General features: G+C 54.7%; 19 protein-coding genes and 1 pseudogene. 9 read left to right on the top strand and 11 right to left on the bottom strand.

What is annotated here, in order from left to right:
• Positions 1-9: 9 nt before the first annotated feature.
• The 4 genes from fecA to ABGB15_RS19615 all read right to left on the bottom strand — a co-directional run bounded on the left by fecA (position 10) and on the right by ABGB15_RS19615 (position 4,284).
• Positions 10-2,334, bottom strand: coding sequence for a TonB-dependent Fe(3+) dicitrate receptor FecA (gene fecA / locus ABGB15_RS19630; protein ID WP_020325014.1), 2,325 nt, complete (start codon positions 2,332-2,334; stop codon positions 10-12).
• Positions 2,335-2,420: 86 nt separating this feature from the next.
• Positions 2,421-3,374, bottom strand: coding sequence for a ferric citrate uptake sigma factor regulator FecR (gene fecR, locus ABGB15_RS19625; RefSeq protein WP_215723595.1), 954 nt, complete (start codon positions 3,372-3,374; stop codon positions 2,421-2,423).
• Positions 3,371-3,892: a ferric citrate uptake sigma factor FecI gene (gene fecI / locus ABGB15_RS19620; RefSeq protein ID WP_215723596.1), complete on the bottom strand. Its 522-nt coding sequence runs from the start codon at positions 3,890-3,892 to the stop codon at positions 3,371-3,373. The genes fecR and fecI overlap by 4 nt, the downstream gene beginning before the upstream one ends.
• Before the next feature lie 110 nt (positions 3,893-4,002).
• Positions 4,003-4,284, bottom strand: a complete 282-nt coding sequence (locus tag ABGB15_RS19615) for a YjcB family protein (RefSeq protein ID WP_152083110.1) — start codon at positions 4,282-4,284, stop codon at positions 4,003-4,005.
• 434 nt (positions 4,285-4,718) lie between these two features.
• Between ABGB15_RS19615 and ABGB15_RS19610 the strand changes: the two are divergent.
• Positions 4,719-6,117, top strand: a pseudogene (locus ABGB15_RS19610) (GGDEF domain-containing protein).
• Between the two features lie 339 nt (positions 6,118-6,456).
• Positions 6,457-8,022, top strand: coding sequence for an EAL domain-containing protein (locus ABGB15_RS19605; RefSeq protein ID WP_152083111.1), 1,566 nt, complete (start codon positions 6,457-6,459; stop codon positions 8,020-8,022).
• Positions 8,023-8,027: 5 nt separating this feature from the next.
• Here ABGB15_RS19605 and soxS read toward each other — a convergent pair whose 3' ends face one another.
• On the bottom strand, positions 8,028-8,354 hold the full coding sequence (gene soxS / locus ABGB15_RS19600) for a superoxide response transcriptional regulator SoxS (RefSeq protein WP_013095071.1): 327 nt from the start codon (positions 8,352-8,354) through the stop codon (positions 8,028-8,030).
• A 98-nt stretch (positions 8,355-8,452) separates the two neighbouring features.
• Between soxS and soxR the strand changes: the two genes are divergently transcribed.
• The 4 genes from soxR to ABGB15_RS19580 all read left to right on the top strand — a co-directional run bounded on the left by soxR (position 8,453) and on the right by ABGB15_RS19580 (position 13,296).
• Positions 8,453-8,911, top strand: a complete 459-nt coding sequence (gene soxR, locus ABGB15_RS19595; protein ID WP_152083112.1) for a redox-sensitive transcriptional activator SoxR — start codon at positions 8,453-8,455, stop codon at positions 8,909-8,911.
• A gap of 267 nt (positions 8,912-9,178) precedes the next feature.
• Positions 9,179-9,850, top strand: coding sequence for a glutathione S-transferase family protein (locus ABGB15_RS19590; RefSeq protein WP_152084455.1), 672 nt, complete (start codon positions 9,179-9,181; stop codon positions 9,848-9,850).
• Between the two features lie 297 nt (positions 9,851-10,147).
• Positions 10,148-11,497 (top strand): guanine/hypoxanthine transporter GhxP, encoded by a 1,350-nt coding sequence (gene ghxP, locus ABGB15_RS19585; protein WP_152083113.1) that lies wholly within the window; start codon positions 10,148-10,150, stop codon positions 11,495-11,497.
• A 152-nt stretch (positions 11,498-11,649) separates the two neighbouring features.
• Positions 11,650-13,296, top strand: a complete 1,647-nt coding sequence (locus ABGB15_RS19580) for a Na+/H+ antiporter (RefSeq protein ID WP_152083114.1) — start codon at positions 11,650-11,652, stop codon at positions 13,294-13,296.
• Between the two features lie 81 nt (positions 13,297-13,377).
• Here the strand turns inward: ABGB15_RS19580 and ABGB15_RS19575 are convergent, their stop codons facing one another.
• A complete protein-coding gene (locus ABGB15_RS19575; protein WP_152083115.1) occupies positions 13,378-14,265 on the bottom strand; it encodes a LysR family transcriptional regulator in 888 nt (295 codons plus the stop codon).
• 101 nt (positions 14,266-14,366) lie between these two features.
• Here ABGB15_RS19575 and ABGB15_RS19570 point away from each other — a divergent pair, with 101 nt between their 5' ends.
• The gene (locus ABGB15_RS19570; protein WP_152083116.1) at positions 14,367-14,777 is read left to right on the top strand and encodes a CidA/LrgA family protein; all 411 of its coding nucleotides are present in this window, start codon (positions 14,367-14,369) and stop codon (positions 14,775-14,777) included.
• Positions 14,770-15,459: an LrgB family protein gene (locus ABGB15_RS19565; RefSeq protein ID WP_152083117.1), complete on the top strand. Its 690-nt coding sequence runs from the start codon at positions 14,770-14,772 to the stop codon at positions 15,457-15,459. Before ABGB15_RS19570 ends, ABGB15_RS19565 begins: the two co-directional genes overlap by 8 nt.
• A gap of 32 nt (positions 15,460-15,491) precedes the next feature.
• Here the strand turns inward: ABGB15_RS19565 and actP are convergent, their stop codons facing one another.
• The 3 genes from actP to acs all read right to left on the bottom strand — a co-directional run bounded on the left by actP (position 15,492) and on the right by acs (position 19,498).
• A complete protein-coding gene (actP, locus tag ABGB15_RS19560) occupies positions 15,492-17,141 on the bottom strand; it encodes a cation/acetate symporter ActP (protein ID WP_215723597.1) in 1,650 nt (549 codons plus the stop codon).
• On the bottom strand, positions 17,138-17,452 hold the full coding sequence (locus ABGB15_RS19555) for a DUF485 domain-containing protein (protein ID WP_152083119.1): 315 nt from the start codon (positions 17,450-17,452) through the stop codon (positions 17,138-17,140). The genes actP and ABGB15_RS19555 overlap by 4 nt, the downstream gene beginning before the upstream one ends.
• Positions 17,453-17,539: 87 nt before the next feature.
• Positions 17,540-19,498: an acetate--CoA ligase gene (gene acs / locus ABGB15_RS19550; RefSeq protein ID WP_152083120.1), complete on the bottom strand. Its 1,959-nt coding sequence runs from the start codon at positions 19,496-19,498 to the stop codon at positions 17,540-17,542.
• 422 nt (positions 19,499-19,920) lie between these two features.
• Here acs and gltP point away from each other — a divergent pair, with 422 nt between their 5' ends.
• Positions 19,921-21,234, top strand: a complete 1,314-nt coding sequence (gene gltP, locus ABGB15_RS19545) for a glutamate/aspartate:proton symporter GltP (RefSeq protein WP_152083121.1) — start codon at positions 19,921-19,923, stop codon at positions 21,232-21,234.
• Positions 21,235-21,314: 80 nt separating this feature from the next.
• Here gltP and ABGB15_RS19540 read toward each other — a convergent pair whose 3' ends face one another.
• Together ABGB15_RS19540 and ABGB15_RS19535 are read right to left on the bottom strand one after the other, a co-directional pair.
• Entirely contained in the window at positions 21,315-21,989 is a 675-nt protein-coding gene (locus ABGB15_RS19540) for a tetratricopeptide repeat protein (protein ID WP_215723598.1), read from the bottom strand.
• A gap of 121 nt (positions 21,990-22,110) precedes the next feature.
• Positions 22,111-22,263, bottom strand: a complete 153-nt coding sequence (locus ABGB15_RS19535; protein ID WP_152083123.1) for a Hok/Gef family protein — start codon at positions 22,261-22,263, stop codon at positions 22,111-22,113.
• Between the last annotated feature and the right edge of the window lie 200 nt (positions 22,264-22,463).

The following is a 22,463-nucleotide window of genomic DNA, read 5'->3' as shown; positions in this document are numbered from 1 at the left end:
GTTAACACATCAGAACTTCAACGACCCCTGCATATACAGCGTGCGCGGCTGGCCTGCGTAGATGCCTTTGTTGTTGTCGTCATAAGAGCGGATGAAGTAGTCCTGGTCGAAGATGTTTTTCACACCGAACGCCAGGTTCAGATCTGCCATCTGCGGGCCAAAGTCATACGCCACGCGTGCGCCCCAGAGCATGAAGCCGGGAATGCGGCCGGTACTGCCGTCGGCGCTCTCTTTCACCGTATTGGCGTTATCTGCAAACTGGCTGGACTGGAAATCACTGTTCAGATTGAACGTCCAGTTGCCCGGCTTGTAGTCCACGCCCAGCGTGCCTTTATGTTTCGGGGAGAATGGCACCTGATTGCCGTAGGTGTCGCCTTTCTCGCGGATTTCCGCGTTCACATACGCATAGCTGGCGTAGACGGAAACGTTATCAAGCGTTGGCGTTAGCGTACCCAGGTCGTAACGTGCCTGCGTTTCCAGCCCGGTATGGCGCGTTTTGCCACGTGCAGTGACGGTGTCGTTGGTCTGGTTGGAGTCGTACTGATTGTTAAAGTTAATCAGGAACAGCCCCATTTCCGCCGTCAGCGCGCCGTCGTCGTAGCGGGTACCGAGTTCCCAGGTTCGCGCTTTTTCCGGTTCCACATTGCCGCTTTGCACAGCCTTGCCAATCTGGCTGTACTGTACGGTGCCGAACGAGCCTTCAGTGTTTGCATAAAGATTCCAGCTGTCAGTCAGGTGATAGAGTACGTTCAACGCCGGAAGCGGTGCGTTATAGCTCACCTCTTCGTGCGTGCCTTTGATGGCGTTGTTCTGGTATGACTCGATATGTTCGAAACGCATACCTGGCGTGATGGTCCAGTTGCCGATGTCGATTTTGTCATCCAGATACCAGGCGTGCGCCTCGGTGCCGGAACGCGTGTCGCGGTCGTAAGGGCTTGAGCCGGACGGCAACTGCCCGCTGCTGGTGGCGGTGTAGTAACGCATTTCATGCGTTGATTCATTCACATAGCGATAGCCCACGCCCACTTCGTGCGCGGAAGGGCCGATCATAAAGCTCTGGCTGTAGCGTGGCTCAATACCACGCACCCAGTAGTTACGCGGCGAGAGGGTGATGCGTTTGCCTTGCTCCAGGTAGCCGCTGCGCAGGGTTTGGGTGTAGAACCCCTGAATGTTGAATTTATGCTGGCTGTCCGGCTGGAACTGGTAGCCCAGGCTCGCCAGCTTGCGACGGCCCCAGAAGCGGTCATACGGGCGGGTGGATTGCCAGCGATCGGCGTCGTAATCCGCGCGGGACAGGCCGCCGGGCATGTCGGCTTCACCATCGTAATATTGCAGCAGGCTGTTGAAGGTGTGCACCTCATTCGGCGCATATTTGCTTTTCAGCATCAGGTCGTCGATGCGGGTGGCGCTGTGCTCGCGCCAGTCACTGCCGCGCGTGCCGGAGTAGAGCAGCGCGGTGCCAAAACCATTGTCCGCTGTGCCGCCCACCATCAGGTTGTGCGTCTCTTTCGGGTTGTTTTGTGAAGAGGTTGGGCTGAGCTGACCTTCCACACCCGCCTCGATACCAAAGTCCTGCGGAATGGCGCGGGTAACAAAGTTCACCACGCCGCCCACGCTCTGCGGTCCGTAACGCACCGCACCACCACCGCGCACCACGTCAATGGCATCCATGTTGCCGAGCGAAACGGGAGCCAGTGAAAGCTGCGGCTGACCGTAAGGGGCAAAGGGGACGGGGATGCCGTCCATCAGGACGGTCGAGCGGCTGGCGAGGCGCGGGTTCAGGCCCCGGATGCCAAAGTTCATCGCCAGGTCGTGGCTGCCGGTGCCGTTGTTTTCCGGCGCGCTGACGCCAGGGATGCGGTTAAGCACCTCACGCATGGTGGTTGCACCGGTTTTGGCGAAATCCTCACGGCGGATCACGTCGCGCGCGCCAGCATGTTCAAATACGTCGTTTTCACGCGCATCGCCCAGCCAGTCGCCGACCACGGTCAGGGCATCTTCTTTTGGCGCGGGCGCGGGCTCCAGCGTCCAGCTATTATTTCCCAGCGGTTTTACCTGCAGTCCGCTGCCGTCCAGCAGCTGTTGCAGGCCGCTCTCGACGTCGTAATCGCCGTGCAGGCCGTTGCTCTGCTTGCCGCGCGTCAGGCTGGCGTCAACCGAGAGGGTAATTCCGCTGTGTGCGGCATACTGATTGAGCGCTTTGTCGAGCGATCCCGGTGCGATATCAACCTGTGCAGCAAAAGCGGAAAACGAGAGACCGGCCAGCGGCAGCAGGCTCAGGCGAATGGCGTTAACCAAAGGTGTTGTTTTACGAAAAACGCGTAACGGCGTCATACCTTCTCCATCATCATTTTTGTTGTGTTCAGCTATGAGTCGAACGAGAAGGGTAAAAAGGACAATCGAAATGAGAATTATTTTTCTTACAGCGGTGAAATGTTTATCCAGTACCGCGTAATAGACTGAATTTTAACGGGAAGCGTTTGCGCGATAACGTTCAGGATCGCATCGGTATTTTTCAGGGGGAACGTCCCGCTCAGGCGCAGCCCGGCAACGGCGGGATCGCAGCGCAGCACGCCGTTGCGGTAACGGCTTAGCGTGGCTATCACCTCACCCAGCGGTTTATCGCTGAAGCTCAGGATGCCCTTCGTCCAGCTTGTACTCTCGTCATCCAGCGGTTTCACTGGGCCAAACTCAGAGGCGCTGAACTGCAGGCTTTCACCAGCGTTCACGATGCGTTTTTGCGCGGGGGCACTGGCGAGAAGCACTTCCACGGCGTGCTGCTGCACGTCAAGCTGCGTGAAATTATCCTGCTGGCGGACGGTAAATTCTGTCCCTAAGGCGGTGAGCTGGCCCTGACGGGTCAGGACGCGGAAGGGGCGTTGCTGCGCATCTTTCGCGGTAGTAATGGCGATTTCACCGTACCAGAGCCGGACGGTGCGCTGATGCGCATCAAAACGCACATCCGCCGCGCTTTGGGTATTCAGCGTGAGCAGGGAGCCATCTTCCAGTTGCTGACGGCTGACTGCGCCTTTGGCGGTGCGGTAATCTGCCCGCAGACCTTCGCCGGTTTCCGACTGCCAGAGTTGCCAGCCTCCGCCAGCGCCGAGCAACAGCAGTAATCCTTTCATCACGTGACGGCGGGTGAGGCGGGTATCATGCAGCGCCCGGCTGGCAACGTCGCCAGGCACACCGCCAAGCTGGTTGCGCAGGTTTTCAACCTGCTGCCAGGCCCACTGGTTATCCTGATCCTGTTCATACCACTGTTGCCAGCGCGCTTCCTGTTGTGGGCTGACGCGCTCGCCGCTTAGCACGGCATACCAGTGGGAAGCTGAACGCAGCGCCTGACGGCGGGAATCGGTTAACGAAGGATTCATAACCCATACTCCAGACGAAACAGCAGGCAGTGCTCGACGGCTTTCGCCACGTATTTTTTCACGGAGCTGACGGAAACACCGAGTTTCAGTGCGATCTCGCTGTAAGTCAGCCCTTCCAGTTGCGAAAGCAGAAACGCCTCGCGCGTTTTGCCGTTTAGCCCGTCCAGCATGGTGTCGATAAGCTGCAGGGTTTCCAGCTGGCTTTCGCGCTCTTCGGGTGAAGGTGCAAGGGCGTCGGGCAGTTGTGCAAGCATCTCAAGCCAGGCTTTTTCCAGCGCGTTACGGCGGAAGAGATCGACCATCACCCGTTTAGCGATAGTGCAGAGAAAAGAGCGCGGATCGCGGATGGTCGCCAGCGCGTCGCTACCCATTACCCGCAGGAAGGTGTCCTGTGCGATATCGTCGGCGTCAAAGGCGGATTGCAGCTTGCGGGTGAGCCAGCTTTTCAGCCAGCCGTGATGCGCGCCGTAAAGCGATTCAAGCGTTAAAGAAGCGGTAGTAGCGGCGCGGTCAGACATGCGGAATGCATCAAAAGTTAATCATCACGCGGCTATATTAATATGAGAATGGTTATCATTACAATTGGAAATAAAAAAGCCTCGCAAAGGAGGCTTTCAACATCGAGTGATTAGGTAATGACCATCGGCCAGTCGGGTGGCGTGTGGCTCATGGCTTCAATCATCACTGCTTTGACGTTGTCCCAGATGGCAGCAATGTCCAGCAGGGTGATGCCGAGCAGGCCCGTGGCGAACCAGCATGCAGCGCCCAGCCCCAGCAGGGTGCTGATCACCGCCAGTCCGGCGTAGTCAGATTTGCGAAACTGAATGTTCAGTGTGCTGGCTAAAAACATCAAAACCGCGCTCAACAATGGCCAGCGCAGGAGAACCATGCTGGTAGTAATGGTCGCCATAAAACCCATCCTCGACAAAACAGACGAACTGGAATGAAACAATGTTTCTCGTTACACAATATGTGTGAACTATATCACATTTGCTGTTTTATTCGCCAGTGTCCGTGTGAGGTAAAAGAGGGAATTTAATGCTGTGGAAAATATATCGTCGCAGACGGCGTCCGCCTCTTCATAATGAATTCATCAAGATAGCAAAACCGCAGTAATATGAAAAAGGTGTATCACATTTACAGTATTAAACCTATGGATTATGCTTGAGTGGACAAATAAATGTACCCGCAGAAAATAATTCAGGTTTTTGAATTATTTGGCTTTTTTACTTTTGTGTATTGTTTTTATTACACTCAGCATACTCTCTGATGGCCCTGATATATTCTTTCTTTAATCTGATTTGTTGCGGTTGCTATATCGATTAATGACCTGCGAAAAAAATGATGAAAGAAAAAAAACGCGAGATTGTTAACGACAGCATGCAGGCGCTACACGCGCTGGCGAAGCTGATGCCTCAGCTCAACAATCTGTGTTCACTGGCGGAAATGCTTGAAACCATCAACGGGGCGCTGGGGTCAACTCTCGCCTGGGTCAGTGTGGATAATGACAGTATACAGCGCGTGGAATGTGCGGGTGAGGTGACATGCCACTCGTTCGAAGTGGCTGATTTTCTTGCCGGTACTCTGCTGCAACGGCACCACCGATCGGCGAGTGGTCTACTGGAAAGAGAACATCGGCCAGGCGCTGTTCCCGCCTCAGCACCCCGGTTACTCGCAATTGCAAAGCGGTGTGTTGTGTAAACTTTCAACCCAGGACGGGCACTGCAGCGGCTATTTCTTCCTGGCTTTTGATGAAAAGCTCTCTTCTCTGCCGATCCTGAAAAATATTGTCGTGGTGTTAGTTGAGAAATTAAAAGACTATTTTGACGAAATTATCGCCCGAGAAAAAACGGCTCAGGAGATGCAGCGGGTCGTCACGCAATATAAGACGTTGTTTGAGCGGGCCCCGGTATTAATGAACTCTTTCGACAGACATAACCGCTGCGTGTTGTGGAATGCGGAATGCGAAAAAGTGTTTGGCTGGAGCATGGCAGAGATCAGCGCGCATGCTGATCCGCTGGCTTTGTTCTACCCTGATCCCGAGGAGCGACGTCGGGTACGGGAGTCGGTGCATATTTCCCCGCTCAAGGATATGTATGAATGGCATCCTGTGCGTAAAGACGGGACGCCGTTGACCATCCTGTGGTCTAACATTCTGTTGCCGGATAACTCTATTCTCAACATTGGCCTGGATATCACCGAGCGAAAAAAAGCGGAGCAGCAACTGGCGGTGAAAGCCACCACTGACGATCTCACCGGCTGTTTCAACCGTTCTGCCATTTTGCAGCGGCTCAAGCTGGCGCTGGCGGCAAGCTCAAGGCAGGATGCCAGCAGCCATTTTTGCGTACTGATGTTTGACCTGGACTACTTTAAACAGATCAATGATGAATGGGGGCACCAGGTCGGGGATGCTGCATTAATTCACTTTTGCGACAGGCTCCGGGAGTTAAGCCCGACGGGCTCCGCACTGGGGCGCGTGGGAGGGGAAGAGTTTTTACTTCTGCTTGCGCGCGCGGATGGCACTGCGGCCACGCTGTTATCGGCCCGATTGCGGGCCGCGTTAATCACGAAACCCTTGCTGGTTGGTGATAAAAGACTGGCGCTCTCTTTTAGCGCCGGGGTTGTCGAAGTGTGTCAGGGCCAGCGTGATACCTCTGGCGTTCTTACGCGTGCCGATAAAGCATTATATGATGCCAAACGTGCAGGAAGAGGCAAAACGGTGGTTGCGTCTGATTATTTATAAATCAAAATGGAAACCCGCCGCGAACAATTAGTAGCATGCGTCATGTTCGCATTGTACTTTTTTCATGCTGTCAGAAGTTTGCCTTAATCAACGATCCTCTGTTGTGTTATCTTAAAACCTCCCGCTCGCAATGGACAATTATTTCCCTTAATAGAAACGGAACGAATACTTTAAGTTTAGCTTACGGGAAAATATTATCGTCATAACGAAATTTCAGATTTTTAATACCAAAAGTCAGTTGCTAACTTCGCATGATTCATGCAACGTAATCACCTGTTTATCATAGCATCCGGCCTTCATAATTACAGGCGTACAAAATGCAGGGATATAGGGCGGGAAATGAATCGTAGCGCGCGGCGCAAGATACTCAGGGCAGCAGGGATCATCATGGTAGTTATGCTACCGGTGATGCTTGCGCTATGGTTTGCCCAGTTAAGAGCCGTGTCGGAAACAAGTACCCAGCTACGTACATTTGCTGAACTGGCGTTAGACAAAACAGAGCTGGTGATTCAACAGGTTGATTTAGCACGAGACGACGCCGAAAAATATCAGGGAAAACGCTGCTCGGCGGAACATCGTCAATATATGTTGAACGTTGTTCGCGGTCGCCTGTTTGTCGCTGATTTAATTTATGCCGAAGGTCAGAATTTTCTTTGTTCGACCGTTTTTACCCCGGACCAACCTTATCCAATACCTGCGGCCAATTACAAACGTAAACCCGATGTCGCTATCTATTATTATCGTGATACGCCATTTTTTACCGGCTATAAAATGACATATATGCAGCGCGGGAATTATGTGGTGGTGGTCAACCCGCTTTCTTACAGCGAAGTGATGTCGTCAGATCATTCTTTGTCGTGGGGCGTGTATGACACGGTCACCAATGCATTTTTTTCCGTCAGTCAGAAAACCAACGCATCATTATTAAATTCGATGATTCGACATAAGGAATCGTCATTTCAAAAGGATGACCGTTTCTATACGATTGTTAAATCGGATAAACGTCCTATTGCCGCGATCGTCTCGACGTCTAATACCCGCTTTTATGAAACGCTCTATCATCAGGCTACCTTAACGCTGCCGCTGGGAATGATCTGCAGCATCATTATTTTACTGATGTGGTCACGTACTCACCGTGAACTGAATTCCCCTGGACGATTACTGCATCGGGCATTAAATAAACACCAGCTATGCGTACACTACCAGCCGATTATTGATATAAAAAACAACCGGTGTGTGGGGGCTGAGGCGTTATTACGCTGGCCTGGGTTTAACGGGCAGGTTATGAGCCCGGCGGAATTTATTCCGCTGGCAGAAAAAGAGGGGATGATCGAACGCATTACGGATTATGTCGTCGAAGAGGTGTTCAGCGATCTGGGGCATTTCCTGGCAACCCATCCGCATCTTTATATTTCGATTAACCTGTCAGCGTCGGATTTCCACTCCTCTCGCCTGATTGCCCTGATATCAGAAAAAGCCAGACACTACGCCGTGCGGGCGCAGCAGATTAAAATCGAAGTGACGGAACGCGGATTTATTGATGTACCAAAAACCACGCCCGTCATCCAGGCGTTCCGCCAGGCGGGCTATGAGGTGGCGATTGATGATTTTGGTACAGGTTACTCCAACCTGCATAATCTCTACTCGCTGAACGTCGATATCCTGAAAATCGACAAATCCTTTATCGACACCTTAACCACCAACAGCACCAGCCACCTGATTGCTGAGCATATTATCGAGATGGCACAGAGCCTGCGGCTAAAAACCATTGCTGAAGGCGTGGAGACCGCCGAGCAGGTGAGCTGGCTGTTAAAGCGTGGTGTGCAATATTGTCAGGGGTGGCACTTCGCGAAAGCGATGCCGCCGCAGGATTTTATGGCCTGGCAGCAGCAACCTTTGCACTAAACGCCTTAATTTAACTGGTGGCGATAATCGCTCGGTGTGCGGTCAAACTCGCGGCGAAACACGCGGGAGAAGGTTTGTTGCGACACATAACCCAGATCCATCGCGATATCAAAAATGGGCCGCTGCGTAGAGCGTAACGCCTGCGCCGCCAGCAGCAGCCTGCGCTGGCGAATGTATTCACCCAGCGTCTGATGCATGACGGTGCGGAACATTCTCTGTAAATACCATTTCGAATAGCCCGACTTCTTAGCGACCACATCAATGTTCAATGGTTGATCGATATGTTCATCAATCCATTCAATAAGTGTCTGAATAATCTGCTGATGCGACATAAGGTTGCCCCTCTGTAGATACAACTTTCTCTGTTGATTCGTCGTTTTCTCTGCGGGGGAGTATAATTCCTCAAGTTAACTTGAGGTAAAGAGGTTTTATGGAAAAGAGATTGCCGCGAATCAAAGCGCTTTTAACGCCCGGCGAAGTGGCAAAACGAAGCGGTGTGGCGGTGTCGGCGCTCCACTTCTATGAAAGCAAAGGGTTAATTAAAAGTATCCGTAATGCGGGCAACCAGCGGCGTTACACGCGCGATGTACTCCGTTACGTGGCCATTATTAAAATTGCGCAACGAATCGGAATCCCCCTGGCGACCATCGGTGATGCGTTCGGCGTCTTACCGGAAGGACACACGCTGAGCGCGAAGGAGTGGAAACATCTCTCTTCCCAGTGGCGTGACGAGCTGGACAGGCGAATACATACCCTTGTGGCACTGCGTGATGAACTGGACGGGTGCATTGGGTGTGGGTGCTTGTCGCGCAGCGATTGTCCGTTGCGTAACCCTGGCGATACGCTGGGCGCACAGGGAACAGGTGCACGGTTGCTCGAAGAGGATTAACCAAAAAACTAAAGCGCCACTGAGGGCGCTTTAGTTTATTCCCGGTCTTTGTCTTTCTCTCTATCCCGCTGGTTCACGGGAGGGTTTCCCCCGACATCAGCACCCCTCGTGTCGAGCTGGTTGGGGAGGTTCCGGATTGTGCTGACACTTTAATTCTATGCAAGCTCCGCCTTTTCGCCAGCAGGAGAGGATGTTTTTTAGCCAAATTTTTTTCGCGATGTTGTTCGATTTTCTATAGTTAATGAGAACGACTCACAGGAGAAAATGATGCTAACGGTCCACCATCTTAACCAGTCGCGTTCACATCGAGTGATCTGGGCGCTTGAAGAACTCTCTTTGCCTTATGAGATTGTTCACTACCAGCGCGAAAAGACCATGCTGGCACCGGAGTCTCTTAAAAAAGTGCATCCGCTGGGTAAGTCTCCGGTGATTGAAGATAACGGACTGATTCTGGCCGAGTCGGGCGCTATTCTGGAATACCTGCAGGAGACATATGATGCCGAATCCCGGCTTAAGCCGTTAGATCCTGCCCATAAAGTGCAGTATCGCTTCTGGCTGCATTACGCAGAAGGCTCGCTGATGCCGCTGCTGCTAATGAAGCTGGTATTCAACAGTCTGGGAAAGCCGCCTGTGCCGTTTGGCATGCGCACGCTCGGTAAAGCGCTGGGGCAGGGCGTGCAGAAAGCGTATCTCAACCGCCAGCTGGAAACGCACGCTCGCTATATTGAATCGCACCTTTCACAAAACAGCTGGTTTGCGGGCGAAAATATCAGCATGGCCGACATTCAGATGAGTTTCCCGATCTTTGCACTGCTGGCACGTGGGGGTATTGAGCATCTGCCTCATACCCAGGCGTGGAAGAATAACGTGGAAGCACGTCCTGGCTGGCAGCGAACGCTTGAAAAAGGCGGCCCACTCACTATCCCAGGTGAAGATTGAAATGTAACTATATTGCGCACAGACGATAACGTTTGCGCATCCTCTGCTTATTTCTTCATCGTCATAAGTGAATTTTAGCGAAAAACGAGAAAGTTCAGTTGAAAAGGGCAGGTATTAGGCTAGATAATCGTTTGCCTTAATTTGACCACCCGTTTTGTAAGCGCGGAGCTAAACGTTTGCTTTTTTTGCGACGCCCCTTTCGTCGCAAACGCAGCACAAGGATTTGACGTTTTGCTGGCAGTGGAGTCTCCACCACGCTTACAGACGACCTATAAAAATTCTCAGGGGATGTTTTCTATGTCTACGCCATCTGCGCGTACCGGCGGTTCACTTGACGCCATGTTTAAAATTTCTGCTCGCGGCAGCACCGTGCGTCAGGAAGTCGTTGCCGGTCTGACAACGTTTCTGGCGATGGTTTACTCCGTTATCGTTGTGCCGGGGATGCTGGGCAAAGCGGGCTTCCCGCCTGCGGCTGTCTTTGTTGCCACCTGCCTCGTCGCGGGTGTCGGCTCTATCGTCATGGGCCTGTGGGCGAACCTGCCGCTGGCGATTGGCTGCGCCATCTCCCTGACCGCGTTTACCGCGTTCAGCCTGGTGCTGGGTCAGCATATCAGCGTGCCGGTTGCGCTCGGTGCCGTGTTCCTGATGGGTGTGCTGTTTACCATTATTTCCGCCACCGGCATCCGTAGCTGGATTTTGCGCAACCTGCCGCAGGGCGTGGCGCACGGCACCGGTATTGGTATCGGTCTGTTCCTGCTGCTGATCGCCGCGAACGGCGTTGGCCTGGTGATCAAGAACCCGCTGGATGGCCTGCCGGTTGCGCTGGGTCACTTCGCCAGCTTCCCGGTGATCATGTCGCTGATTGGTCTGGCGGTGATTATCGGCCTGGAAAAACTGAAAGTCCCTGGCGGTATTCTGCTGACCATTATTGGTATCTCCATTGTTGGCCTGATTTTCGACCCGACCGTGCACTTCTCCGGGATTTTCGCCATGCCGTCGCTGAGCGATGACAAAGGCAATTCCCTGATTGGTAGCCTGGATATTGTGGGTGCGCTGAATCCGGTGATTTTGCCAAGCGTGCTGGCGCTGGTGATGACCGCCGTGTTTGATGCGACCGGTACTATCCGTGCGGTGGCTGGACAGGCGAACCTGCTGGATAAAGACGGCCAGATTATCGATGGCGGCAAAGCGCTGACCACCGACTCCCTGAGCAGCGTTTTCTCCGGCCTGGTCGGTGCGGCTCCGGCGGCGGTGTACATTGAATCCGCAGCGGGCACGGCGGCAGGCGGTAAAACCGGCCTGACGGCAATCACCGTCGGCGTGCTGTTCCTGCTGATCCTGTTCCTCTCTCCGCTCTCTTACCTGGTGCCAGCGTATGCGACCGCGCCTGCGCTGATGTACGTCGGCCTGCTGATGCTGAGCAACGTGGCGAAAATCGATTTTGCTGACTTCGTGGATGCGATGTCTGGCCTGATTACCGCCGTGTTTATCGTGCTGACCTGTAACATCGTTACCGGCATCATGATCGGTTTCGCATCGCTGGTGATTGGCCGTCTGGTCTCCGGTGAGTGGCGCAAGCTGAACATTGGCACCGTGGTGATCGCTATCGCACTGGTGGCGTTCTACGCGGGCGGCTGGGCAATCTAAGTTGTCCTTTTATGCGAAAACGGGTGGCTCAGGCCGCCCGTTTTTATTTTCAGGACTCATCCCGTTGCCTTTTGCGTTACTCTGGAGAAGATAGAATAAAAGGCACGACGCCTTAGGTTTGGCTAATAAGATACACAGCAAACAGGGAACGCATGGAAATCTTCTTCACAATACTCATCATGACCCTTGTGGTCTCGCTATCCGGGGTGGTTACACGCGTACTGCCCTTTCAGGTCCCCCTGCCGTTAATGCAAATCGCCATCGGCGCGCTGCTGGCGTGGCCGACGTTTGGCCTGCACGTGGAGTTCGACCCGGAACTGTTCCTCGTGCTGTTTATCCCGCCGCTGCTGTTTGCCGATGGCTGGAAAACCCCCACGCGCGAATTTCTTGAACACGGGCGAGAGATATTTGGTCTGGCGTTGGCGTTAGTGGTCGTGACCGTGGTCGGGATTGGTTTCCTGATCTACTGGACGGTGCCGGGTATCCCGTTAATTCCGGCTTTTGCACTGGCCGCCGTGCTGTCACCAACCGATGCCGTGGCGCTTTCCGGCATCGTCGGCGAAGGCCGTATTCCGAAAAAAATTATGGGGATTTTGCAAGGCGAGGCACTGATGAACGATGCCTCTGGCCTGGTGGCCCTGAAGTTTGCCGTGGCGGTCGCCATGGGGACGATGGTCTTCACCGTGGGCGGAGCAACCGTTGAATTCTTCAAAGTGGCGATTGGCGGTATCCTGGCCGGGTTTGTCGTGAGCTGGCTGTATGGCCGTTCGCTGCGCTTCCTCAGCCGCTGGGGCGGTGATGAGCCCGCCACGCAGATCGTTCTGCTGTTCCTGCTGCCGTTTGCCTCTTACCTGATTGCCGAACATATCGGCGTATCCGGCATTCTGGCGGCGGTCGCGGCCGGGATGACCATCACCCGTTCCGGCGTAATGCGCCGCGCGCCGCTGGCGATGCGCCTGCGTGCCAACAGCACCTGGGCGATGCTGGAGTTCGTGTTTAACGGCATGGTATTCCTGCTGTTGGGCCTGCAATTACCGGGTATTCTGGAGTCCTCGCTGGTGGCAGCAGAAGCCGACCCGAACGTCGAAACGTGGATGCTGTTCACCGATATCGTGCTGATCTACCTGGCGCTGATGCTGGTGCGTTTCGGCTGGCTGTGGACGATGAAAAACTTCAGCCAGCGTTTCCTGAAGAAAAAGCCGATGGAGTTCGGCTCCTGGTCAATGCGTGAGCTGCTGATTGCCTCCTTTGCCGGTGTGCGCGGGGCGATTACGCTCGCCGGTGTGCTCTCTATTCCGCTGCTGCTGCCGACTGGCGATGTCTTCCCGGCGCGCTACGAACTGGTATTCCTGGCGGCAGGCGTGATTCTTTTCTCGCTGTTTGTCGGCGTGATCATGCTGCCCATTCTGCTGCAACACATTGATGTCGGGGATTCCTCTCAGCAGCATAAAGAGGAGCGCATCGCCCGTGCGGCCACCGCCGAAGTGGCGATTGTGGCGATTCAGAAGATGGAGGAGCGTCTGGCCGCCGATGCCGAAGAGAACATCGACAATCAGCTGCTGACGGAAGTGAGTTCACGCGTGATTGGTAATCTGCGTCGTCGTGCTGACGGGCGAAACGATGTGGAAAGCTCGCTGCAGGAGGAGAATCTGGAGCGCCGTTTCCGCCTGGCGGCGTTGCGCTCCGAGCGTGCTGAGCTTTACCACCTGCGCGCCACGCGCCAGATCAGCAACGAGACGCTGCAAAAGCTGCTGCACGATCTGGATCTGCTGGAAGCGCTGTTGATAGAAAATCAGTAGCGCTGTTTTGCCCGGTGGCGCTGCGCTTACCGGGCCTACGTTTGAACCGTAGGCCGGGTAAGGCGAAGCCGCCACCCGGCACTATTCAGACCGCACCCAAAACCCCTCACAACATTGTAACCACGCCTGCGCACTGTGCGACAGATACACTCCTTCACGCCAGATCATCCCTAACTGCCAGTGCAGGTCACTTTCCAGCGGGACCCAGCGCAGCGTGTTTTTATCCAGCCGCTCGCAAATCGGCTGCGGCAGAATCGCAATCCCTACGCCTGCCTGTACCATCGCTGCCAGAAAGTCCCACTGCCCGCTGCGGACTGCAATCCGTGGTTTCACGTTGTGCTGATTAAACAGCGTCATTAGCTGGCGGCTGAGGGCGAAATCTTCGTTGTAGATCAGCAATGGATGTTCGCCGAGCCGTTCAGGTTTCACGGAGTCGATTTTCAGCCAGTCGCCGGAACGTGGCACCAGCACACACAGCGGGTGGCTAAAGAGTGGCAGCGTCGCCAGCCCGCTCTCTTCTTCAACCGGAAGCGCCGTCATCGCCACATCCAGCTCGCCGTTAGATACGGCCTGCTGCACGGTCAGGCCGCCAAATTCCGAAATCTTCAGCTCCACGCCGGGGTAGCGCTGGCGAAACAGGCTAATCGGCCCGGCCATCATCATCCCCACCATCGGCGGAATGCCCAGGCGCAGCAGCCCTTTCGTGAGGTGGTTAATATCACCAAGCTCGGCCTCAAGCTGGCGAAACTCTGCCAGGATCGCCAGCCCGCGCTCGAATACGACACGTCCGGTGTCGGTCAGCAACAGCTTGCGCCCGTCGCGGATAAGTAAGGTACAGTTGAGTTCATCTTCAAGGTTTTTCAGCATCTTGCTGATGGTTGGCTGGGTGACAAACAACTTCTCCGCTGCGCGGGTAAAACTCTGCTGGCGAACCACCTCGACAAAATAGCGCAGCGTTCTTATGTCCATGATTATTCCTCGAAACTATACCTTCGATGATTTTAATTCATTTCAGTCCATTACGTGCGCTCACTATACTGGCGCTTCGTCTCATTTTGAGGAAATCATTCATGGCCGTGGCGTTAAGCCGTGTTACGCCTGCCGTTGTGCAACGACTCCAGGTATCGGTTCAGGTACTGCTCTACGCGGGATTGTTTGTTTTTGCGGAATATCTTGTCGGCTGGCTGCACTTGCCGCTGCCTGCCAACCTGGTAGGAATGGTGCTGATGCTGGCGCTCATCCTGTGCCGCGTCATCCCCCTTAACTGGGTGCGTGCCGGCGCGCGCTGGCTGCTGGCAGAGATGCTGCTGTTCTTTGTGCCAGCCGTGGTGGCGGTAGTGAACTATGCGCAGCTTCTGATGGTGGACGGTTGGCGCATTTTCGCGGTTATCGCCCTGAGCACGCTGATGGTGCTGGGAGCCACCGCCTGGGTGGTGGATAAGGTCTACCGTTTTGAAATCAGCAGGCAGAAGCATGACTAACTTTCAGATTAGCGTGTTGTGCCTGATTGCCACGCTGGTGATCTACTTTGCCAACAAGCGGCTGTATCGCCGCTTTCACGCCCTGCCGCTGATGCCGCTGGTCTTTACGCCGATCCTGCTGGTGCTGATGCTGGTGTTCGGGCATATCTCCTGGCAGAACTACATTGGCGAATCCCACTGGCTGCTGTGGCTGCTCGGCCCGGCGACCATCGCCTTTGCCGTCCCGGTTTATGACAACCTGGCGATTATCAAACGTCACTGGATGTCGCTCAGCGCAGGCGTCGTGACCGCGACGGTGGTGGCAGTATGCAGCTCCGTCTGGCTGGCGCGGTTGTTTACCCTCTCCGATGAAATTCAGCGCAGCCTGGCCGTGCGCTCGGTGACCACGCCGTTTGCACTGGCTGCGGCGAAACCGCTCGGCGGGCAGCCGGATCTGGTGGCGTTGTTTGTGGTCGTCACCGGCGTTTTCGGCATGGCGGTGGGCGATATGCTTTTTCTGCGGCTCTCCATCCGCGAAGGAATGGCGAAAGGGGCGGGATTTGGCGCAGCCTCGCACGGCGCAGGCACGGCGCGTTCGTATGAGCTGGGTCAGCAGGAGGGCGTGGTGGCAAGCCTGGTGATGATGCTCTCCGGCGTGGTGATGGTACTGATTGCGCCGCTGGTGGCGTGGGTGATGTTTTAAATTCCCCGGCCAGAATGACCGGGGAGAAAGGTTTAGTGCGCACGGCCTTGCTCAACGCCCAGGCCGGTTTGTGAACGGATAAACTGGGCGCGGAATTTCTCACGCTCCAGGTTGCCCTCCGCCGAATTGTCGGTGGCCGAGAAGAACCAGATACCGATAAACGCCACGGCAATGGAGAACAGCGCCGGGTATTCATACGGGAAGATAGCGCTTTCGTGGCCGAGGATCTGCACCCAAATCGTTGGGCCGAGGATCATCAAAATCACCGCCGTCAGCAGGCCAAGCCAGCCGCCAATCATCGCGCCACGGGTAGTCAGTTTTGACCAGTACATGGAGAGCAGGATGATCGGGAAGTTACAGCTTGCCGCAATCGAGAAGGCCAGTCCCACCATAAAGGCGATGTTCTGCTTCTCGAACAAAATCCCCAGCAGGATCGCCACCACACCCAGCACCAGCACGGTGATTTTGGAGACTTTCAGCTCGTCACGTTCGCTCGCGCCTTTACGGATCACGTTGGCGTAGAGGTCATGCGATACCGCAGAAGCCCCCGCCAGCGTCAGCCCGGCAACCACTGCGAGAATGGTGGCGAAGGCCACGGCCGAGATAAAGCCGAGGAACAAATTGCCGCCGACCGCGTCAGCCAGATGCACCGCTGCCATGTTGTTACCGCCAATCAGTGCGCCTGCCGCGTCTTTAAACGCCGGATTCGCCCCCACCAGCATGATCGCACCAAAGCCGATGATAAAGGTCAGAATGTAGAAGTAACCCATAAAGCCGGTGGCGTAAAAGACGCTTTTACGCGCCTCACGCGCATCTGACACCGTGAAGAAACGCATCAGAATGTGCGGTAAGCCCGCTGTACCAAACATCAGGCCCAGACCGAGCGAGAGCGCGGAGATCGGATCTTTCACCAGCCCGCCAGGGCTCATGATGGCTTCCCCTTTCGGATGCACCGCCATTGCTTCGGTAAACAGATTATTGAAGCTGAACCCGACGTGTTTCATCACCATAAAGGCCATAAAACTCGCGCCGAAGAGCAGCAGTACCGCTTTGATGATCTGCACCCAGGTGGTGGCAAGCATGCCGCCGAACAGCACGTACATCACCATCAGTACGCCGACCAGCACTACCGCAACGTGGTAGTTCAGGCCGAACAGCAGCTCGATCAGTTTGCCCGCACCGACCATCTGCGCAATCAGATACAGCGCGACCACCACCAGTGAACCGCAGGCGGAGAGGGAACGAATCGGCCCCTGTTTAAGACGATACGAGGCCACGTCTGCAAAAGTGTAGCGGCCCAGGTTACGCAGGCGCTCGGCGATCAGGAACAGGATGATCGGCCAGCCGACGAGGAAGCCGAGAGAGTAAATCAGACCATCATAACCGGAGGTATACACCAGCGCGGAGATCCCGAGGAACGAGGCGGCAGACATAAAGTCACCTGCAATCGCCAGCCCGTTCTGGAAACCGGTAATGTTGCCGCCCGCGGTGTAGTAATCGCTACGGGAGCGCACGCGTTTCGACGCCCACCAGGTTATGTACAGCGTCAGCACCACGAAAATCAGGAACATGATGATCGCCTGCCAGTTGGTGGGCTGGCGCTGTACGTCGCCGGTAAGGGCATCCGCTGCGTTGGCAGCAAAGGGAAGTGTGGCGGCAAGCGCCGTCAGGACTCGCTTCATGATGCTTTAACCTCGCGCAGGACAGCTTTATTAAGACGATCAAATTCACCGTTCGCACGCCAGACGTAGACGCCGGTCAACACAAACGAAATCACAATCACGCCGATACCAATCGGAATACCGCGCGTGACGCTGGTGCCCGCATGCAGCGGCGTACCAAGCCAGTGCGGGGCAAAGGCGATCAGCAGAATAAAGCCGACGTAGATAATCAGCATGATGATGGAAAGAAAGAAGGCAAACCGTTGCCGTTTATCGACGAGCTCCCTGTAGTGCGCACTATTCTCTATCTGCTGACAAATATCGTTATTCATCACAGAGTCTCCAAAGGTAAGGTTGGTTTGTTTTATCCCCTCTCCCCTATGGGGAGAGGGTTAGGGTGAGGGGAGAGGGAGAAAAAATTATGAAGGCATCGCGATGGCCTGCTTCTCTTCGAGCAGTTTTTCCACCACACCCGGATCGGCGAGCGTCGAGGTATCACCGAGGTTGCTGGTGTCACCTGCCGCGATTTTGCGCAAGATACGGCGCATAATTTTGCCGGAGCGGGTTTTCGGCAGCGAGTCGGTCCAGTGCAGCACATCCGGCGTGGCTAGCGGGCCAATCTCTTTACGTACCCAGTTTCGCACCTCGGCATACAGCGCTGGCGACGGCTCTTCACCGTGGTTTAGCGTCACATAGGCGTAAATCGCCTGGCCTTTAATGTTGTGTGGAATACCGACAACCGCGGCTTCAGCGATTTTCGGATGTGATACCAGCGCGGATTCAATCTCTGCCGTACCCAGACGGTGACCGGAGACGTTCAGCACGTCGTCCACGCGTCCGGTGATCCAGTAATAACCGTCTTCATCACGACGCGCGCCGTCGCCGCTGAAGTACATGTTTTTAAAGGTCGAGAAGTAGGTCTGCTCAAAGCGCTCGTGGTCGCCAAACAGCGTGCGCGCCTGACCCGGCCAGGAATCGACAATCACCAGGTTGCCTTCAGTGGCACCTTCCAGCGGATTACCTTCGTTATCCACCAGCGCGGGCTGTACGCCGAAGAATGGACGGGTTGCGGAACCCGCTTTCAACTGCGTGGCACCCGGCATCGGGGTGATCATGAAGCCGCCGGTTTCGGTTTGCCACCAGGTGTCCATTACCGGGCATTTTTCGTTGCCGATCTTCTTCCAGTACCACTCCCAGGCTTCCGGGTTGATTGGCTCGCCCACGGAGCCGAGGATGCGCAGGGAAGAGCGGTCAGTACCCTCGATAGCCTTATCGCCTTCCGCCATTAATGCGCGGATTGCCGTTGGTGCGGTGTAGAGAATGTTGACCTTGTGTTTGTCGACCACCTGGCACATACGCGCCGGGGTTGGCCAGTTCGGCACGCCTTCAAACATCAGCGTGGTTGCGCCGCAGGCCAGCGGGCCATACAGCAGGTAGCTGTGTCCGGTGACCCAGCCCACGTCGGCGGTACACCAGTAGATGTCGCCCGGATGGTAGTCGAACACATATTTGAAGGTGGTGGCCGCATAGACCAGATAGCCACCGGTGGTGTGCAGCACACCTTTCGGTTTGCCGGTGGAGCCGGAGGTGTAGAGGATAAACAGCGGATCTTCCGCGTTCATCTCTTCTGGCTGGTGCTGATCGCTTGCTTTCTCGATCAGGTCGCTCCACCACAGGTCACGCCCCTCGGTCCAGTCGATCTTGCCGCCGGTACGCTTCAGGACGATAACATTGCTGATGGTTTTCACGTTCGGGTTTTTCAGCGCTTCGTCGACGTTTTTCTTCAGCGGAATTCCACGCCCGGCGCGCACGCCTTCATCGGCGGTGATCACCAGCTTAGAGTTAGAGTCGACAATACGCCCGGCAACCGCTTCCGGCGAGAAGCCGCCGAAAATAACGGAGTGAATAGCACCGATGCGCGCGCAGGCCAGCATGGCCACCGCCGCTTCCGGTACCATCGGCATATAGATAGCGACCACGTCGCCTTTTTTAATGCCCCTTTCCAGAAGCACATTGGCGAAGCGGCACACGTCGCGGTGTAGCTCTTTATAGGTGATATGTTTGCTCTGCGAAGCATCGTCGCCTTCCCAGATGATGGCCGTTTCATCGCCGCGTTCGGCAAGATGGCGGTCCAGACAGTTTGCGGCGAGGTTCAGCGTACCGTCTTCATACCATTTAATGGAGACGTTACCCGGCGCAAAGGAGGTGTTCTTTACCTTCTGATACGGTGTGATCCAGTCAAGGATATGCCCTTGCTCGCCCCAGAAGGCGTCCGGGCTGGCGATAGATTGCTGATACTTCTCGTGGTATTGCTCCGGGTTGATCAGGCAGCGGTCCGCAATGTTTGCGGGAATGTCGTGTTTGTGGATTTGGCTCATGGCTTTTTTTCTCCTTGTAAGATGTTAATAATATGTCGCAAAAACGTTAATTGTAGGGGCTTTGCCAGCTTTGTTTATTATTTGGGCGGCAGATCACGCATTGTTTGAATAGTATGAAAAATGAGCGAATGAAACTTTGAAGGGAAATAATTTAGGTTGACGATTATTCACATTTATCAGGAAAAAAGCGTTTTTATAACAAAAGGTTATTTATAAGAATTATTACAAATTCACGTCATCTTCCCTTTTTGCAGTGAAAAGCCTCGTTCTATAAGGCTTGCGCAGCATGCCGTGCAAATGATACTCATACGCCGCGTTAAAAAATCCCATAAACCAACGCAACACAATTCATACCCTTTCAGTATGTCTCCATATTCATGCAGTTTTGTGGTGTGGGGATTTCATTGAGGAAGTCAGTTTCTATGAAAAATTTGAAAGTCAGCCTGGCCTGGCAAATCTTGCTGGCCCTTGTGCTGGGCATCTTGCTGGGCAGTTATCTCCATTATCACAGCGACAGCCGCGAGTGGCTGATTGCGAACCTGCTCTCTCCGGCAGGCGATATCTTTATTCATCTGATCAAGATGATTGTGGTGCCGATTGTGATCTCGACGCTGGTAGTGGGTATTGCCGGTGTGGGTGATGCGAAGCAGCTAGGCCGTATCGGTGCAAAAACCATTATCTATTTCGAAGTGATCACTACGGTTGCGATCGTTCTCGGCATTACTCTGGCGAACGTGTTCCAGCCGGGGTCTGGTATTGATATGTCGCAGCTGGCAACGGTGGATATTTCGAAATACCAAAGCACAACGGCTGACGTGCAGAGCCATGCGCATGGTCTGATGGGGACTATCCTGTCGCTGGTGCCGACCAACATCGTGGCATCCATGGCGAAGGGCGAGATGCTGCCAATCATCTTCTTCTCGGTGCTGTTTGGTCTGGGGCTTTCTTCTCTGCCCGCAACGCACCGTGAGCCGCTGGTGACCGTCTTCCGTTCTATCTCTGAAACCATGTTCAAAGTCACGCACATGGTAATGCGCTATGCGCCGGTCGGGGTGTTTGCGCTGATCGCCGTGACGGTCGCGAACTTCGGTTTTGCCTCCCTGTGGCCGCTGGCGAAGCTGGTGATCCTGGTGCATTTCGCGATCCTGTTCTTCGCGCTGGTCGTGCTGGGCATTGTGGCGCGCCTGTGCGGGTTGAGCATCTGGATTTTGATTCGCATCCTGAAAGACGAACTGATTCTGGCGTACTCCACGGCAAGCTCTGAAAGTGTGCTGCCGCGTATTATCGAGAAGATGGAAGCCTACGGTGCACCGGCGTCAATTACCAGCTTCGTGGTGCCAACCGGCTACTCCTTTAACCTGGATGGCTCAACGCTATACCAGAGTATTGCCGCTATCTTTATTGCCCAGCTGTACGGCATTGACCTGTCGCTGTGGCAGGAAATCGTACTGGTGCTGACCCTGATGGTGACCTCAAAAGGTATCGCTGGCGTGCCGGGCGTCTCCTTCGTGGTACTGCTGGCGACGCTCGGCAGCGTCGGTATTCCACTGGAAGGTCTGGCGTTTATCGCCGGTGTTGACCGTATCCTCGACATGGCGCGTACCGCGCTGAACGTGGTGGGTAACGCCCTGGCGGTGCTGGTTATCGCCAAGTGGGAACACAAGTTCGACCGTAAAAAAGCACTGGCGTATGAACGTGAGGTGCTGGGTCGTTTTGATAAGACGGCCGATCAGTAACATCCTAAGCCCGGTGGCGCTGCGCTTACCGGGCCTACGGGGTTTGTAGGCCGGGTAAGGCGAAGCCGCCACCCGGCACTTTACTCCCCGCTCAACGCATCAAATTCTTCACATCCCGTATCAAACCCTTCCGTACAGCTCAGGTTCAACCAGTAAAGCGCTTTCTGTTTATTCGGTGCAATAAAGCCTTTCTCACCCTGCTGGAACAGCATCCCGGCCCAGTATTCTGCATAACCGGTCCGTGAGAGAGACGAGCTGCGCTTGAACCACGATGCCGCTTTTACGTCATCCTGCGCCACTTCAACGCCGTTGGCGTAAATCAGCCCCAGCAGCATCTGCGCGTCTACTGCGGAATCGTTGTCGAGATCCCCGGTCGCCGTCTGCAGCAGTTTGATGGCCTGCGGATAGTCGGTTTTGCCCGCCTGCGTATTCACGAGAACACGTGCCAGCATAATCGCTCCGCGTTTGCTGCCTGCGATGGTGGCCTGCTGCGCCAGCGCTTTGGCCTGAGCGTAATCGCCCTGTATAAACTGGATTTGGGACAGTAAACCCATCGCATCGACATCGCCCCCTTTTGCCGCTTTCTCCGCCCACAGTGCGGCTTTTTGGCTGTCGCCAGAACTGAGGTACGTATCGGCAAGATAATACTGCGCGCGTGCATCGCCTGCTTCAGCCTGCTCTTTGTACTGGTTGCCAATCTCGTCGGCACGGGTAAGTGACGTAAAAAGTAATAACAACAACAAAAATGGTTTCATGGATTCTTATCATCTGGGTACATGCCGCGAAGTATAATCGCGGTGGCGGAAGAAAAAAACGGGTGCATTAAGACCTCAGCATCCTGCAAGCCGGGCGGAACTGTCATTCCGCCCGTAGAGGTTAGCCCGCGATGCAGGCTAATTTCGCCGCCACCTCCTGATGTTCACTCTTTATTGAAAACTCGCACAGCTTGCCGCGAGTAATAAAGGTAAATATCACTATGGTTAGACAGATAATAAAAACAATGCCTAACACAGTTTTTAATGGCGTCATGCCTTTTACTCCTTGCTTACGAAAGAATAAGAGGCTACCCTCAACTTGTTGGTGTTGAGGCGGGTAGCCTCGGGTAAATGCAAATTTCCCGGGGCTTTCCACTTTCTGTCCCTCAACAATGCTCAAGACAGAAAGTCTTAAGCACCCGACGCATATCTTATCCTTCTGAATTAAAATGCAAAGATGTAATTCTGTTCTGC

This window comes from Enterobacter sp. MALB-1 (assembly GCF_041021625.1).
GTDB lineage: Bacteria > Pseudomonadota > Gammaproteobacteria > Enterobacterales > Enterobacteriaceae > Enterobacter > Enterobacter oligotrophicus.
This window is presented reverse-complemented; position numbering and strand designations above follow the sequence as displayed.